The sequence below is a fragment of the Pseudomonas sp. p50(2008) genome, assembly GCF_015351605.1.
GTDB lineage: Bacteria > Pseudomonadota > Gammaproteobacteria > Pseudomonadales > Pseudomonadaceae > Aquipseudomonas.
The window spans coordinates 588,143-604,035 of record NZ_JACMYF010000002.1; the positions used below are offsets into that span (position 1 = coordinate 588,143).

Annotated in this window: 12 protein-coding genes; all 12 read left to right on the top strand. The window is 61.2% G+C overall.

From position 1 onward, the window contains the following. The first annotated feature begins 27 nt into the window (after nt 1-27). The 12 genes from H7698_RS07790 (at nt 28) to mdcH (ending at nt 15,860) form a co-directional block, all read left to right on the top strand. Nucleotides 28-2,088: a methyl-accepting chemotaxis protein gene (locus H7698_RS07790; protein WP_162439344.1), complete on the top strand. Its 2,061-nt coding sequence runs from the start codon at nt 28-30 to the stop codon at nt 2,086-2,088. A gap of 52 nt (nt 2,089-2,140) precedes the next feature. Then, nucleotides 2,141-8,038 (top strand): Hpt domain-containing protein, encoded by a 5,898-nt coding sequence (locus H7698_RS07795; protein ID WP_194691033.1) that lies wholly within the window; start codon nt 2,141-2,143, stop codon nt 8,036-8,038. Beyond that, on the top strand, nt 8,031-8,486 hold the full coding sequence (locus H7698_RS07800) for a chemotaxis protein CheW (RefSeq protein ID WP_194691034.1): 456 nt from the start codon (nt 8,031-8,033) through the stop codon (nt 8,484-8,486). Before H7698_RS07795 ends, H7698_RS07800 begins: the two co-directional genes overlap by 8 nt. 61 nt (nt 8,487-8,547) lie before the next feature. Further along, the gene (locus H7698_RS07805) at nt 8,548-9,177 is read left to right on the top strand and encodes a nucleotidyltransferase domain-containing protein (RefSeq protein WP_194691119.1); all 630 of its coding nucleotides are present in this window, start codon (nt 8,548-8,550) and stop codon (nt 9,175-9,177) included. Continuing rightward, the gene (locus H7698_RS07810; protein ID WP_194691035.1) at nt 9,140-9,565 is read left to right on the top strand and encodes a hypothetical protein; all 426 of its coding nucleotides are present in this window, start codon (nt 9,140-9,142) and stop codon (nt 9,563-9,565) included. The genes H7698_RS07805 and H7698_RS07810 overlap by 38 nt, the downstream gene beginning before the upstream one ends. A gap of 284 nt (nt 9,566-9,849) precedes the next feature. Continuing rightward, nucleotides 9,850-11,520, top strand: a complete 1,671-nt coding sequence (gene mdcA, locus H7698_RS07815; RefSeq protein ID WP_194691036.1) for a malonate decarboxylase subunit alpha — start codon at nt 9,850-9,852, stop codon at nt 11,518-11,520. After that, complete coding sequence (locus H7698_RS07820; protein WP_194691037.1) at nt 11,520-12,395, top strand: triphosphoribosyl-dephospho-CoA synthase; 876 nt, start codon at nt 11,520-11,522, stop codon at nt 12,393-12,395. The genes mdcA and H7698_RS07820 overlap by 1 nt, the downstream gene beginning before the upstream one ends. Next, entirely contained in the window at nt 12,395-12,694 is a 300-nt protein-coding gene (locus H7698_RS07825) for a malonate decarboxylase subunit delta (RefSeq protein WP_162440890.1), read from the top strand. Before H7698_RS07820 ends, H7698_RS07825 begins: the two co-directional genes overlap by 1 nt. Further along, entirely contained in the window at nt 12,687-13,538 is an 852-nt protein-coding gene (locus H7698_RS07830; protein WP_194691038.1) for a biotin-independent malonate decarboxylase subunit beta, read from the top strand. Before H7698_RS07825 ends, H7698_RS07830 begins: the two co-directional genes overlap by 8 nt. Beyond that, nucleotides 13,535-14,338, top strand: coding sequence for a biotin-independent malonate decarboxylase subunit gamma (gene mdcE, locus H7698_RS07835; RefSeq protein WP_194691039.1), 804 nt, complete (start codon nt 13,535-13,537; stop codon nt 14,336-14,338). The genes H7698_RS07830 and mdcE overlap by 4 nt, the downstream gene beginning before the upstream one ends. After that, nucleotides 14,332-14,952 (top strand): malonate decarboxylase holo-ACP synthase, encoded by a 621-nt coding sequence (locus H7698_RS07840; protein ID WP_194691040.1) that lies wholly within the window; start codon nt 14,332-14,334, stop codon nt 14,950-14,952. The genes mdcE and H7698_RS07840 overlap by 7 nt, the downstream gene beginning before the upstream one ends. Then, the gene (gene mdcH / locus H7698_RS07845; RefSeq protein WP_194691041.1) at nt 14,949-15,860 is read left to right on the top strand and encodes a malonate decarboxylase subunit epsilon; all 912 of its coding nucleotides are present in this window, start codon (nt 14,949-14,951) and stop codon (nt 15,858-15,860) included. Before H7698_RS07840 ends, mdcH begins: the two co-directional genes overlap by 4 nt. Nucleotides 15,861-15,893 lie beyond the last annotated feature (33 nt).

Genomic DNA, 15,893 nt, shown 5'->3' on the forward strand with positions numbered 1-15,893 from the left:
AGAATTCAGCTGTTCAGGCGAGGACCGATGACAAAAGCAAAAACAGGCAAGTCAATGGAAGGGTCGCGCAGCCGCTCGCAGATCATCGTGCTGTTCATCGCGCTGATCATCTTCATCATGCTGCTCTTCGCCAACTTTGCTTACCTCAACACCCAAGCCACGTACGACAAACAGTACATCGGCCACGCCGGTGAACTGCGCGTGCTATCCCAGCGCATTGCCAAAAACGCCACCGAAGCCGCCGCCGGCAAGTCCGCCGCATTCAAGCTGCTCAGCGATGCACGCAATGACTTTGCCCAGCGCTGGAGTTACCTGAAAAAAGGCGACCCCTCCACCGGACTGCCGCCGGCGCCGTCCACCGTGCGCCCGGAAATGCGCGCCGTGCAGCTGGATTGGGAGCGCCTGCTGAAAAACACCGACACCATTCTCTCCAGCGAGCAGACCGTATTGTCGCTGCATCAAGTCGCGGCGACGTTGGCCGAAACCGTGCCGCAATTGCAGGTCGAGTACGAAAAAGTCGTCGAGATTCTTCTACAGCGCGGTGCACCGGCCGCCCAGGTCGCGATGGCTCAACGTCAATCGCTGCTGGCCGAGCGTATTTTGGGCGCGGTGAATACCGTACTGGCCGGCGATGAAAGTTCGCAGCAAGCCGCCGACATCTTCGGACGTGACGCAGCGCGATTCGGCCAAGTGCTCAACGGCATGCTTCAGGGCAATCCGGCGCTGAAAGTCAGCCAGGTCGAAGACCGCGATGCGCGAGCGCGTCTGATCGAGATTTCCGAGCTGTTTGAGTTTGTCTCGGGCTCTGTCGATGAAATCCTCGAAACCTCACCGGAGCTGTTCAAGGTCCGTGAGTCCGCCACCAACATTTTCAGCCTGTCGCAAACCCTGCTCGACGAAGCTTCACACCTGGCCACCGGTTTTGAAAACCTGGCCGGCGGGCGCACCACCGACACCATTGGCGGCTATGTGCTGGGGCTGCTGGCACTGGCGTCGATCATCCTCATTGGCATGGTGATGGTGCGTGAAACCAATCGTCAGCTGCGGGAAACGGCTGAGAAGAACGAGCGCAACCAGACCGCGATCATGCGCCTGCTCGACGAAATCGAAGACCTGGCTGACGGTGACCTGACGGTGACGGCCTCGGTGACGGAAGACTTCACCGGCTCCATCGCCGACTCGATCAACTATTCCGTGGACCAGCTGCGGGACCTGGTCGCCACCATCAACCTGACGGCCGGCCAGGTCGCGGCTGCCGTGCAGGAAACCCAGGCCACCGCCATGCATCTGGCGCAGGCGTCGGAGCATCAGGCCCAGCAGATTTCCGAAGCGTCCACGGCCATCAATGACATGGCGCAATCCATCGATCAGGTATCAGCCAACGCCGCGGAATCTTCGGCGGTGGCCGAGCGTTCGGTGGAAATCGCCAACAAGGGCAACGAGGTGGTGCACAACACCATCCACGGCATGGACAACATCCGTGAGCAAATTCAGGACACCGCCAAACGCATCAAGCGCCTGGGCGAGTCCTCTCAGGAAATCGGCGATATCGTCAGCCTGATCGATGACATTGCCGACCAGACCAACATCCTCGCCCTGAACGCAGCCATCCAGGCCTCGATGGCCGGTGACGCCGGGCGCGGTTTTGCGGTGGTCGCCGATGAAGTGCAGCGTCTCGCCGAGCGTTCCTCCGCCGCGACACGGCAGATCGAAACCCTGGTGCGGGCGATTCAGACCGACACCAACGAAGCGGTTATTTCCATGGAGCAGACCACCACCGAAGTGGTGCGCGGAGCACGCCTGGCGCACGATGCCGGCGTGGCCCTGGAAGAAATCGAAGGCGTTTCGAAAACCCTCGCTGCGCTGATTCAGAGTATTTCCAACGCCGCCCAGCAGCAGACGTCTTCGGCCGGACAGATTTCCCTGACGATGAACGTGATTCAGCAAATCACCTCGCAGACCTCGTCAGGTTCCACCGCTACCGCCGAGAGCATCGGTAACCTGGCGAAAATGGCCAGTCAGCTGCGGCGTTCGGTGTCCGGTTTCACCTTGCCGGCGGCCAAGTCGCAAGCAGCGGATAAAGTGTGAAGCGCCAGAGAGCGTATGCTTTTTTTTAAGAGGGGCAGTGAGCGGAGTGGTTATGGGTGATCGGCACGACTATGTGGCCCTCGAGTGGGTCAAGGGTGAGATTGCCGAAACGCTGAGGCAGGCGGCTCTTCACCTGGAAAGCATGGCCATCGACGAGGAGCAGACAACGCCTGCGCTCGGTGAATGCCTGGCGTGCATCCATCAGGTCCATGGCGTACTGCAGATGGTCGAATTCTACGGCGCGGCGTTGCTCGCCGAAGAGATGGAACAGCTGACCCTGGCCCTGTTGCAGAACCGCGTCAGTCATCGTGATGAAGCGATCCACCTGCTGTTGCAAGCCCTCGGGCAGTTGCCGATCTACCTCGATCGGGTACAGGGCGCACGGAGGGACCTGCCGCTGGTAGTGCTGCCGCTGATCAATGATTTGCGTAGCGCGCGTGGCGAGAGCCTGCTGTCAGAGACCAGTCTGTTCAGCCCGCAACTGCCGGACTTGCCCGCGCTGGATGAAGAAGAACTCGCGCTTCTGGAGCCGGCGGAATTACCCAACGTATTACGCAAGTTGCGGCAGATGCTGCAGATGGCGCTGGTCGGTTTGCTGCGCGAGCAGGAGGACGATACTCACCTTGGCTACCTGGCCAAGGTCTTTGCGCGCCTGGAAGGCATCTGTGGCGATGCGCCGCTGAGCCCTTTGTGGCAAGTGGCTTCGGCGTTGGTCGAAGGCATGCGCGGCGGTGCCATTGCTAACAGTCCGGCATTGCGCAGCCTGTTCAAGGACGCGGACAAAGAACTCAAGCGCCTGCTCGAACAGGGCATGCGCGGCATCAACCAACCAGCGCCTCCAGAGTTGCTCAAGAGTTTGCTGTTCTACATTGCCAAAGCCGACCACCCCACCGGGCAGATGCTGACCATGAAAGATCGCTACTCACTGGACGACGCATTGCCTGACAGCGCAATGGTCGACGAAGAACGCGCCCGGTTGGCCGGCCCCGACCGCGATGCCATGCGCTCGGTGCTGGCGGCGCTCTGCGAAGAACTGGTGCGGGTGAAAGAGCGCCTGGACCTGTTCGTTCGCAGCGACCGCCAGCACACCTCGGACCTCGAAAGCCTGCTGTCGCCCCTGCGACAAATCGCCGACACCCTGGCGGTGCTGGGATTTGGCCAGCCGCGCAAGGTCATCATCGATCAACTGGCGGTAGTACTGAGCCTCGTTCAAGGCCAGCGCGAACCCAGCGATGCCGTTCTCATGGACGTCGCCGGTGCCTTGCTCTACGTCGAAGCCAACCTGTCCGGCATGGTCGGCACGGTTGAGCCGGAAAGCCAGGAAGACAGCCGCCTGCCGACCACCGACCTGACCCAGATCCACCAGATCGTCATCAGGGAGGCGCGCATCTGCCTGCAACAGGCCAAGGACATGATCGTCGACTACATCGACGCCGACTGGGACCGCCAGCACTTGCAGCCATTGCCGGCCTTGCTGACACAGGTGCGTGGGGCGCTGGCGATGATTCCATTGAGCCGCGCAGCCAGCCTGATCGAATCCTGCAATCACTTCATTCGCGAGCACTTGCTGCTGGACCCGGACCAGCCCGGCTGGCAGGAGCTCGACAGCCTCGCCGACGTGATCACCAGCATTGAATATTACCTGGAGCGTCTCAGTGATGACCCGGAGGCTCCGGGGGAGCACCTGCTCGACGTGGCGCAAAAAGGCCTGGCTGCCCTGGGTTTCTTCCCCAACGAGCGGCATGTGCCGGTGCTGGAAGATGTGCTGAGCCCCAGCGAAGCGCAGGTGATGCAGGAACAGCAGGCTCTGGAAGATCCAGACGTGGTCCAGACCTTGGCCGATGTATTGGCCAGTCCCGTTTCCACCGTGAATCCCCCCGCCCTGAACACGCCTGGCAGTCTGCTCCCGCCACCCGCGGACGAAGAGCCGGTAGACGATGAATTGCGTGAAGTGTTCCTCGAAGAAGCTGAAGAAGTTCTGGATACCCTTCGCGAATATTTGCCGCGCTGGACCGTAACACCCGAGAACACATCGGCCCTGAGTGAGTTACGCCGGGCCTTTCACACCTTGAAAGGCAGCGGCCGGATGGTCCGGGCATTGGTGTTGGGCGAGCTGGCCTGGGCGGTGGAGAACCTGCTCAATCGCGTGCTCGAACACAGCGTCAAACCCGGGCCTGCGGTGAATCAGCTGCTGGATGATGTGATGCAATTGCTGCCGGAACTGGTGGCTGAATTTGCGAGCAACACCCAGCGCCAACGTAATGATGTCGACCAATTGGCCGCCCGAGCGCATGCCCTGGCCAAAGGCGTTGAACCGCTGCTGGACGAGGACGTGCAAGACGTCGCCGCGCTCGATCCCCTGCTGCTGGAGATCTTCCGCAACGAAGCCGAAACCCATCTGGCCAGCCTCAACCGATTCCTCGAACAAGCCGCCGAGCATGTGCCGTTGCAGGCCAGCGACGACTTGCAGCGCGCCTTGCATACCCTCAAGGGCAGCGCCTCGATGGCCGGCGTTTTGCCGATTGCCGAACTGGCGGCGCCGCTGGATCAACTGGCTCGCGAGTACAAGGCGCATCTGTTAGCGCTGGACCTGGACGAAGTCGAGTTGTTGCTGGAGGCCGAAGGCTTGTTCCGGCTCGGATTGCGCCAGCTGAAAATCGATCCACTGGCTGACATTCCCGGTGCGCGTACCTTGATCGAAAGAACCCAGGCACTGCTGGCCGAGCGTCTGGAAACCCTTTTGAACGCACCGCATACCCGGATGCGTATCAAGCGTGATCCGCAACTGATCAACAACTTCCTCGCCCAAGGCATGGACATCCTGCTGGACGCTGAAAGCCTGTTGCAACGCTGGCAGCAACATCCGGGCGAGCGCCAGGAACTCAGTGCACTACTGGATGAATTGACCACCCTTGGCGAAGGCGCGCACCTGGCTGATCTGCATCCGGTGGATGAACTCTGCGAAGCCTTGCTCGACCTGTATGGCGCGGTGGAAGAAAGCAGTCTGGCAGTCAGCGACCGGTTTTTTCACGAAGCGCAAAGTGCCCATGAAGCGTTGATCAACATGCTCGACGAACTGGCGGCGGGTCAGGAAGTCAGCCCTCAACCGGAGCGGGTGCGAGCGTTGCGCGGCTTGCTCGATGAGAGTCTTGATCCCTCGGCGATGGGCCTGATTCGCAGCGACGGCAGCCGCACCTTGAGCATCCGTGAACTGGGCAGTGCCACCGCCGAACTGGCGAAGACCGAATCTCCTGCCGAGCGCGACGATGCAATCGTGTCGATCTTCCTTGAGGAAGCGGTCGATATTCTCGAGAGCGCCGGGCAGGCCTTGCAACGCTGGTTGAGTGATCCGGACAACGCCGCGCCGCTGCTGTCTCTGCAGCGTGATCTGCACACCCTCGAAGGCGGTGCGCGGATGGCTGGAATCGAGCCGGTGGGCGATCTGGCCCATGAGCTGGAAGGCCTTTACCAAGGGTTGGCAGACCGCCGTTACAGCCACAACGACGTGTTGGCGCAGCTGCTTGAGCACAGCCATGACCGCCTCGCACAGCTGCTTGAGCAGTTGCACAGTCACACGCCATTGGACAATCCGGATGAGCTGATCGAGGCCATCCGTGAGTACCGCCAGCACAATGTCACCAGTGCGGAAGTCGCGCAAACAACACCCGTCAGCGATTCGCCGGGCCATGATCCCGAGTTGCTCGATATCTTCCTGGAAGAAGGTTTCGACATCATCGAAAACTCCGGCGCCGCGTTGGTGCGCTGGCAGGCGGAACCGTCGAACCGCCAGGAAGTGGAAACCTTGCTGCGGGATTTGCACACCCTCAAGGGCGGGGCACGGATGGTGGAAATCGCACCCATCGGCGACCTGGCCCATGAGCTGGAAACCCTTTACGAAGGCTTGTCCGCGGGTGTGTTGCAACCGACCGGGGCGTTGTTCGCCCTGTTGCAAAGCAGCCATGACCGACTGGCCCAAATGCTCGACGCGGCCCGCGCTGGCCAACCCTTGCCGCCGGCCGACCGGCTGATTGATGCGATCAGGAATTTCAGTCATCCGGCAGTGCCTGACGTCGCGGTGGTCGCACCCGCCGCGCTCAAGCCCGAACCGCCGATCCTGCAGCCCGATATCGGCGCGGACATGGTCAAGGTCTCGGCGGAACTGCTCGACGATCTGGTCAACCTGGCGGGTGAAACGTCGATATTCCGTGGCCGCATCGAGCAACAGGTCAACGATGCCCGCGTGGCCCTGAGCGAGATGGAAACCACCATCGAGCGGATGCGCGATCAGCTGCGTCGGCTCGATACGGAAACCCAGGGACGCATCCTCAGCCGGCAGCAGGTCGAAGCCGAACGCCTGGGTTACGAGGAATTCGATCCGCTGGAAATGGACCGCCATTCGCAACTGCAGCAACTCTCACGCGCGTTGTTCGAATCCGCCTCCGACTTGCTCGATCTCAAGGAAACACTCGACCGGCGCAATCAGGACGCGCAGAACCTGCTGCAACAGCAGGGCCGCATCAATACCGAGTTGCAGGAAGGCCTGATGCGTACGCGCATGGTGCCGTTCGAACGAATGTTGCCGCGGTTGAAACGCATCGTCCGCCAGGTCTCCAGTGAGTTGGGCAAAGACGTGGAATTCATCGTCGGCAACGCTGAAGGCGAGATGGACCGCAATGTGCTCGAACGCATGGCGGCACCCTTGGAACACATGCTGCGCAACGCGGTGGACCATGGGCTGGAATCCACCGAAGCACGCATTGCGGCGGGTAAGCCGGCTCAAGGCATGATCACCCTGGACCTGTCGCGAGAGGGTGGCGACATCATTTTCGACATCCGCGACGACGGCGCCGGCGTGCCGCTGGACGCCGTGCGCCGCAAAGCGATCAAGCGGGGTTTGCTGGCGCCCGACAGCGATATCAGTGACCGCGACGTGCTGCAATTCATCCTGCAACCGGGGTTCTCGACAGCGGAAAAAATCACCCAGATTTCCGGGCGTGGCGTCGGCATGGACGTGGTCCATGAAGAGGTGCGGCAACTGGGCGGCAGCATGAGCATCGACTCCCGGCCGGGGCAGGGCGTGCATTTTCGGATTCGCCTGCCCTTCACGGTGTCGGTCAACCGGGCATTGATGGTGCAATGCGGTGAGGATCAATACGCGATCCCGCTGAACACTATCGACGGCATTGTTCGCGTGCTGCCCAACGAACTCGAAGGGCATTACCGGCTGGATCCGCCGACTTATAAATACGCCGGACAGCACTATGAATTGTGCTACCTGGGTGAACTGCTCAAAACCAGCTCTCGCCCGAAACTGTTGGGCCAGAGCCTGCCATTACCGGTGTTGCTGGTGCAGTGCAACGAGCGTCACATCGCTGTGCAGGTCGATGCCATGGCCGGGACTCGTGAGATCGTGGTCAAAAGCCTCGGTCCGCAATTTGCGGCCGTGAAAGGCTTGTCGGGGGCGACCATTCTGGGTGATGGCCGGGTGGTGCTGATTCTTGATCTGCTGGCGCCGCTGCGCGCCATGCAGGCCCGTGTCCCGCAGGCCAATGACGATGCGGAAGTCGAACCGCACAAGCCATTGCTGGTGCTGGTGGTCGACGACTCGGTCACGGTGCGCAAGGTGACGAGTCGCCTGCTCGAACGCCACGGCATGAACGTACTGACGGCCAAGGACGGTGTCGACGCCATGCTCCTGCTCGAAGAACACCTGCCTGACCTGATGCTGCTGGATATCGAAATGCCGCGCATGGACGGTTTCGAGGTGGCCGCACAGGTTCGTGCCGACGAACGTTTGCAGCACCTGCCCATCATCATGATCACCTCCCGCACCGGCCAGAAACACCGCGACCGTGCCATGGCCATCGGCGTCAATGACTACCTGGGCAAGCCGTATCAGGAATCGGTGTTGCTCGACAGCATCGCCTTGTGGAGCAAACCCCATGCTTGAACACCGCACCAGCAACCTCACCGGACTGCTGCTGCCCCTGGCAGATCGCAACCTGATCCTGCCCAACGTCGCGGTCGCCGAGCTGATCGACTATCAGCCCGGTGCTTTCGATCTGGATACACCGCCGTGGTACCTGGGGCGAGTGACGTGGCGGGATCGGCACATTCCATTGCTCAGTTTCGAAGCGGCGTGTGGCAGCAAAATCGTTATCGGGGACCGTGCGCGGATCGTCATCCTCAACGCACTGGGCGGGCGGCCGGAGCTGCGGTTCATCGCGCTGCTGGTACAAGGGATCCCCAGGTCCTACAAGCTGGACAGTCAGCTGAGCTATGTGGATGTGCCGTTGTGCGCGCTGGAAATGGCGGCGGTGCAGGTGGGGGATCAGGTGGCGAAGGTGCCGGATCTGTTGGCGCTGGAAGTGTCGCTAGTGGCTGCAGCGCTGGTTTAAGACTGGAGGATTCCCAATAAGGGACCTATAGTTCCTTTTTTGGGACTTATCAGGCATGACCTTGGAAAATCTTTCGCTCAGCGATGCCTTATTCACTTCGACTCAACAAAAGGTATTGGGATTGCTGTATGGCAAACCCGATCGTAGTTACTACGCCAACGAGATTGCCCGGTGGGCACAAGTCGGTAAAGGCAGCCTGATGCGTGAGCTCGACCGTTTGCAACGAGCGGGGGTACTCACCATGACGCGAATTGGCAACCAGACTCATTACCAGGCCAACGTTGACTGCCCGATATTTGTCGAATTGTTGGGCATCTGCCGTAAAACCTTCGGTATTGCCGAACCATTGCGCCAAGCGCTCCAGCCATTCACTGACCATATTGTCTGGGCGTTCGTGTATGGATCCATTGCCAAGGGACAGGCAAACGTATCCAGTGACATAGATCTCATGCTGATTGGAGAGGGCCTGCACTACAGTGAAGTGATGGAGCGGCTCATGCCGATGGAAGAGCAGCTGGGCCGCACCATTAACCCGACGCTCTACACCACCGACGACTGGATCGCCAAACAGGAGGCCCAAAACAATTTCGTCGTGCGTGTAGCGCAGCAGGACAAGATCAATCTAATGGGCAACAACCCTGCGGAGGCCAAGGATGGGCAGCAACGAGAATCTGGAGAATTTGCTACGTAGCGGCGGATTGAAACTTGAGCCTCCGGATCGCAAGGAATGTGAAGGTCTGATGCGTTCAGCATCTGACCGGCTGATGGACGCGAAAACCGCATCACTTTCTTTCGCGAGCCGATTCGACCTGGCTTACAACGCTGCTCATGCCATCGCGCTGACCAATTTACGATTACAGGGTTATCGTTCAGACAAGCGGTATCTGGTTTTTCAGTGCCTGGTGCACACCTCCGATGTCAGCAAGGTGCATGTTCGCTTGTTTGCGTTGTGCCATGAACGACGCAACCTGGCTGAGTACGAAGGGTACTTGGACGAAGACGAGGCATTGTTGGCGCAGCTTCTGGACAGTACTGGCCGACTTTTGATAGCCGTTCAACAGCAGATGGGCGAGCTTTGAAATAAGTCATCGCCTTCCATGGCCCATTCTGATCTCTAAGCACCTGTTGGCAATTTCGGCCCCATCTCGGGCAAGCCTTGCTCCTACAGAGGGTGTGCGTGATCGAGAACTTCGAGGTAGACGCATTTACTGTGGGAGCCGGGCTTGCCCGCGATGGCGGTGGCACTGACGACTAGGCTTTCGAATCATTACTCTGACCGTAACTATCCGCCACTGCGCTTGATTGATGCTCCACTCCAACGCTCCTAAGGTGACCCCCACGATAGCGAACCCGTGGAGTGGTCATGACAACAACAATATCCCCCGACTCGCGATGGACGCGGCGGCGCAGCGAGAAGCAGCGGCGTCTGGAGTTGGTCAAGGATCTGGCCGACGGTGTGGTCCTTCCCACCGACAAGATCGTTGCCGCGCTTGAAGCGTTGATCCTGCCGGGCGACCGTGTGGTGCTCGAGGGCAACAACCAGAAGCAGGCGGATTTCCTTTCCCGTTCCCTGGCCAAGGCTGATCCCGCGAAGCTGCATGACTTGCACATGATCATGCCCAGCGTCGGTCGTTCCGAGCATCTGGACCTGTTCGAACGCGGCATTGCCCGCAAGCTCGACTTTTCGTTTGCCGGCACCCAAAGCCTGCGCATCAGCCAGTTGCTGGAAGACGGACTGCTGGAAATCGGCGCCATCCACACCTACATCGAACTCTATGCACGGCTGGTGGTGGACCTGATTCCCAACGTCGTGCTCTCGGCCGGCTTCATGGCCGACCGCGCCGGCAACATCTACACCGGCCCTAGCACCGAAGACACCCCGGCGCTGATCGAGCCGGCCGCGTTCAGCGACGGCATCGTGATCGTCCAGGTCAATCAGCTGGTGGACGATGTCAGCGAACTGCCCCGTGTCGACATCCCCGCGTCCTGGGTGGATTTCGTGGTGGTGGCGGACAAGCCTTTCTACATCGAACCCCTGTTCACCCGCGACCCGCGGCACATCAAGCCTGTGCATGTGCTGATGGCGATGATGGCAATCCGCGGGATCTACGAAAAACACAATGTCCAGTCGCTCAACCACGGCATCGGATTCAACACCGCCGCCATCGAATTGATCCTGCCGACCTACGGCGAGTCCCTTGGCCTGAAGGGCAAGATCTGCCGCAACTGGACCCTCAATCCCCATCCCACACTGATACCGGCGATTGAAAGCGGCTGGGTCGAAAGCGTGCATTGCTTCGGCACCGAACTGGGCATGGAAAACTACATTGCCGCCCGGCCAGACGTGTTCTTCACCGGGCGCGACGGTTCCCTGCGCTCCAACCGGATGTTCTGCCAACTGGCCGGGCAATACGCCGTGGACCTGTTCATCGGTGCGACCTTGCAAGTGGATGGCGACGGGCATTCATCCACCGTGACGCGTGGACGACTGGCTGGCTTCGGTGGCGCACCGAACATGGGCCACGACCCGCGCGGTCGTCGCCATGGCACACCGGCGTGGCTCGACATGCGCCACGACGACGCGCCTGAAGCGCTGCTCGAGCGCGGTAAAAAACTCGTGGTGCAAATGGTCGAGACCTTCCAGGAGGGCGGAAAACCGACCTTTGTCGAAACCCTGGACGCTGTGGAAGTCGCGCGCAAAAGTGGCATGCCGTTGGCGCCGATCATGATCTACGGTGACGACGTCACGCACCTGCTGACCGAAGAAGGCATCGCTTATTTGTACAAGGCGCGCTCGCTCGAAGAGCGTCAGGCGATGATCGCCGCCGTCGCCGGAGTCACCACCATCGGGCTGCGCCACAACCCCAAAGACACCGCCCGCATGCGCCGTGAAGGCTTGATCGCCTTGCCCGAGGATCTCGGTATCCGCCGCACTGACGCCACTCGCCAATTGCTGGCGGCGAAAAGCGTGGCAGACCTGGTGGAATGGTCCGGTGGCCTCTACAACCCGCCCGCCAAGTTCAGGAGTTGGTAATGCACGCATTCAATCTGCAACCCAAACCTTTAACCCTGGCCGAACGGCTGGCGGACCTTGCGGTGGACGCACTGATCGATGAAGCGGATCTGTCGCCGAAACCGGCGCTGGTCGACCGTCGCGGCAATGGCGCTCACACCGATTTGCACCTCGGACTGATGCACGCCTCGGCGCTGTCGTTGTGGCCGGCGTTCAAGGAAATGGCTGAAGCGGCCATCGAGCTCGGCGAAGTGAATGTGCAACTGCGCGAAGCCGTCGGGCGTATCGGCCGGGAAGGGGAGCACGCCATGCTCACCACCACGGCCGGTGTGAATACCCATCGTGGCGCTATTTGGGCCTTGGGTCTTTTGGTCACAGCCGCCGCTTTGGCGCCTCAAGCCAATGCCCCGCATAGCGTGGCCCTGCGAGCGGCGCGATTAGCCCTGCTTGATGACCGTTACGCGCCGCGCCCCCGGAGTCATGGCGCCCAGGTCGCCCAACGATACGGCGCACGCGGTGCCCGTGAAGAAGCGCAGCTGGGTTTCCCGGCCGTGATTCACCGCGCGTTGCCACAACTCAAACGCAGTCGTGCCGCTGGAGACGGCGAGCAGAATGCCCGCCTCGATGCGTTGCTGGCGATCATGACTCAACTGTCCGATACCTGCGTGCTGTACCGCGCCGGTGAGCAGGGTTTGCACGCCATGCAGGCTGGCGCCCAAGCGGTGCTCGACAAAGGTGGCAGCGCCAGCCTCGCCGGTCGCCGTCATCTGCATGAACTCGACCAACAACTTATCGCATTGAATGCCTCGCCCGGCGGTGCCGCAGATCTGCTCGCCGCCTGCCTGTTCCTCGACCGCATCGAGTCCGGCGCCGGCATTATCCAGGGAGCGTCCTGATGGAAACCTTATCTTTTGAATTCCCCGCCGGTCAGCCACCCCGTGGCCGCACGCTGGTGGGCTGTGTCGGCTCGGGCGATCTGGAAGTGCTGATCGAGCCCGGTCAGGCGGGCAAGTTGAAGATCCAGGTTCAGACCTCGGTCAACGGTAGCGAGCAGCGCTGGCAGCATCTGTTTGCGCGCATGTTCGAAGGCCAGACACCCCCGGCGATGGACATCGATATCCACGATTTCGGCGCGACCCCGGGCGTGGTGCGCCTTCGTCTGGAGCAAGGCTTTGAGGAGATCGGCCATGACTGACAACGCAGCGCTTGCCCACAAACACAGCTTCGTCGAACTCGGCGCGCGACAACGGGCGAAAGCCTTGCTCGATGCCGGCACTTTTCGCGAACTGCTCGACCCCTTCCAACGCGTCATGTCGCCGTGGTTATCGCGCCAGGGCGTGGTGCCACAAGCCGATGACGGTGTGGTTATCGCCAAGGGCAGCCTCGGCGGATTACCCGTGGTCATCGCCGCTATCGAAGGCGCATTCCAGGGCGGCAGCCTGGGGGAAGTCGGCGGGGCCAAGATTGCCGGCGCACTGGAACTGGCGGCCGAAGACAACCGCAAGGGCACGCCGACCCGTGCTGTATTGCTGCTGGAAACCGGGGGCGTGCGGTTACAGGAAGCCAACCTCGGTCTGGCCGCGATTGCCGATATTCACGCGGCCATTGTCGATCTTCAGCAGTACCAGCCTGTCGTCGGCGTCGTGGCGGGCAGCGTCGGATGCTTTGGCGGGATGTCGATTGCCGCCGGGCTCTGCAGCTATCTGGTGGTGACGCGCGAAGCACGGCTTGGCTTGAACGGTCCGCAAGTGATCGAACAGGAAGCGGGACTTGAGGAATACGACTCACGTGATCGTCCTTTCATCTGGAGCCTGACCGGCGGCGAGCAACGTTTCGCCAGCGGTCTGGTAGACCGTTACGTCGCCGACGACGTCGAGCAGATCCAGCAACACGTCAGTCAATTGCTCAAGCAAGGGTTGCCGGCACAACCGCGCAGCCATCAGGCCGAACGGTTTCTGCAACGCCTGGCCCGTCTGGACGCCGTACCGCAAATCGAGCCGGCGACGGTTCGCGATCTGTATCAAGGAGAGCGCTCATGAGTTCCTATTCAGTGCGAGGCTTGAACTGGTTCGAGGCCTTGAGTGCCGGCGCAAAATTGGTTGAAGGTTTGCCGCCCTCGCTAAAGGTCGCCGATGGCGTAATGGGTGATCAAACCGTTCGGTTCATTGCCGTTGTGGCCGATCCCGACAACCGTTTTGTGCGCGCCCGCAATGGCGAAGTCGGCCTGCTGGAAGGGTGGGGGCTGGCCAAGGCTGTGGATGAAGTCATCGCGGCCGATCAGGACACACCGCACAAACGCGCGGTGATCGCTATTGTCGATGTGCCCAGTCAGGCCTACGGCCGACGCGAAGAAGCGCTCGGCATTCACCAGGCGTTGGCGGGTGCGGCAGACAGTTACGCCCGCGCTCGATTGGCTGGTCACGCGGTGATCGGGTTGTTGGTGGGCAAGGCGATGTCGGGTGCGTTTCTGGCCCATGGTTACCAGGCCAACCGGCTGATCGCGCTGCGGGATCCGGGGGTGATGGTGCATGCCATGGGCAAGGCATCGGCCGCGCGCGTGACGTTGCGCAGCGTCGAAGAACTTGAAGCCCTGGCCGCCAGTGTGCCGCCGATGGCCTATGACATCGACAGCTATGCCAGCCTTGGATTGCTCTGGGAAACCTTGTCGGTGGAGCGCATCGAACAACCCACCGCTGCTGATCTGAGCCGCGTGACTGAATGCCTGAGCCAGGCGATTGCTGATGTCGCTGTCAGCGGTCGCGACCTGAGCAGCCGTTTGGGCGCGAGCAATCGTGCCGCCTCGAGCCAGGTTCGCCAACTGTTGAGAGCACAGTGGTGAACGCGATACTGGCCCATGACCTGATCTGGGGAATGCCCCCGGAGCAGTTGCCGGCGGACGCGCCTGCGTGGGTGATCGATTCGATCGACGCAGGGCAGCCAGTGGTGGTTCGACGGGCGTTGTGCGCGGCGGGCGACATTGCAGTCGGGGTGCGTGGGCGCTTGCGTGAACAGCGCTTCGCAACGGTCATGCGGGTCGACGGGATTCAGCGACGCGTCAAGCCGGAAGCGCTGTGTCACGTCTTGATCGAACGGGATCTGCCGGCAGTACGCGCCCTCGATCAACTGCGACCGATGCTTGACGACTGCGGTTGGGTCTGGGGTGTCAGTGGCAGTGCCGGGTTCGAGCTGGCCAGCGGTATTGAGGCATTGCACCCGCAGAGTGACCTCGACTTGATCCTGCGTACGCCGCAACCAGTGTGTCGGTCGCAAGCCCGGGAACTGGTGAACCTGCTGGATGCTGCGTTATGCCCGGTGGACATGCAGTTGCAGACGCCTTTCGGCGCCGTCGCATTGCGCGAGTGGGCCGGTTCTACGCGAAAAGTCCTGCTCAAAAGTGCTATCGGTGCCTGCCTGGTCGACGATCCCTGGAACCCACAGGAGCAGGCAGCGTGAGCAGTTTGCTGGTGTTCCCGGGACAAGGCGCGCAGCAGCCGGGCATGCTCCATCGTTTACCCCACGAGACGGTTCGCGAGGCGAGTGAAGCGCTGGGTGAAGATGTTTTGCTGCTGGATGACGCCGACGCTTTGAAGTCGACGAGGTCTGTGCAGCTGTGCCTGCTGATCGCCGGCGTGGCTGCGTCGCGCCAGTTAGCAGTGACGGCGGATTACGTGGCCGGCTTATCCATCGGTGCTTATCCAGCCGCCGTGGTGGCCGGTGCCTTGAGCTTCAGTGATGCGCTGCATCTGGTCAGCCTGCGCGGTGAGCTGATGCAGCAGGCTTATCCACGGGGCTACGGGATGACTGCGATCATCGGCCTTGATCTGGCCACGGTAGAAGGTTTGCTGGCGCAGGTTCACGGTGTCGACGCACCGGTCTACCTGGCCAACATCAACGCCGATAACCAGGTGGTCATTGCCGGCAGCGATGATGCGATGCAAGCGGTTGCGGCGCTGGCGAAGCGTCACGGTGCGGGCCTGGCCAAACGCCTCGCGGTCAGCGTTCCGTCGCACTGCCCGTTGCTGGAAGGCCCGGCCAAAACCCTGGCGCAAGCGTTCGCCAAGGTGCCGATGAAAACGCCGGTGTTGGGCTACCTGAGCGGTAGTCGCGCCCGGCCAATCATCAACACCGATGCCTTGCGCGACGACCTGGCGTTCAACATGTGCCGCGTCGTCGATTGGCGCGGCACCGTGCAAAGCGCCTACGAACGTGGGGTTCGTCTGCAGATCGAACTGCCGCCTGGCGCGGTGCTGACGGGACTGGCGCGCCGGGTATTCGAGCAAGGCACCGTCATCGCTTTCGATGGCGCGCGGCTCGATACCCTGCAAGCGCTTTTGCGTGAGGAGGGAAGCCGCCAACACTAGATCTGCGACTCAGGCTTCGAACAACAAAAACAA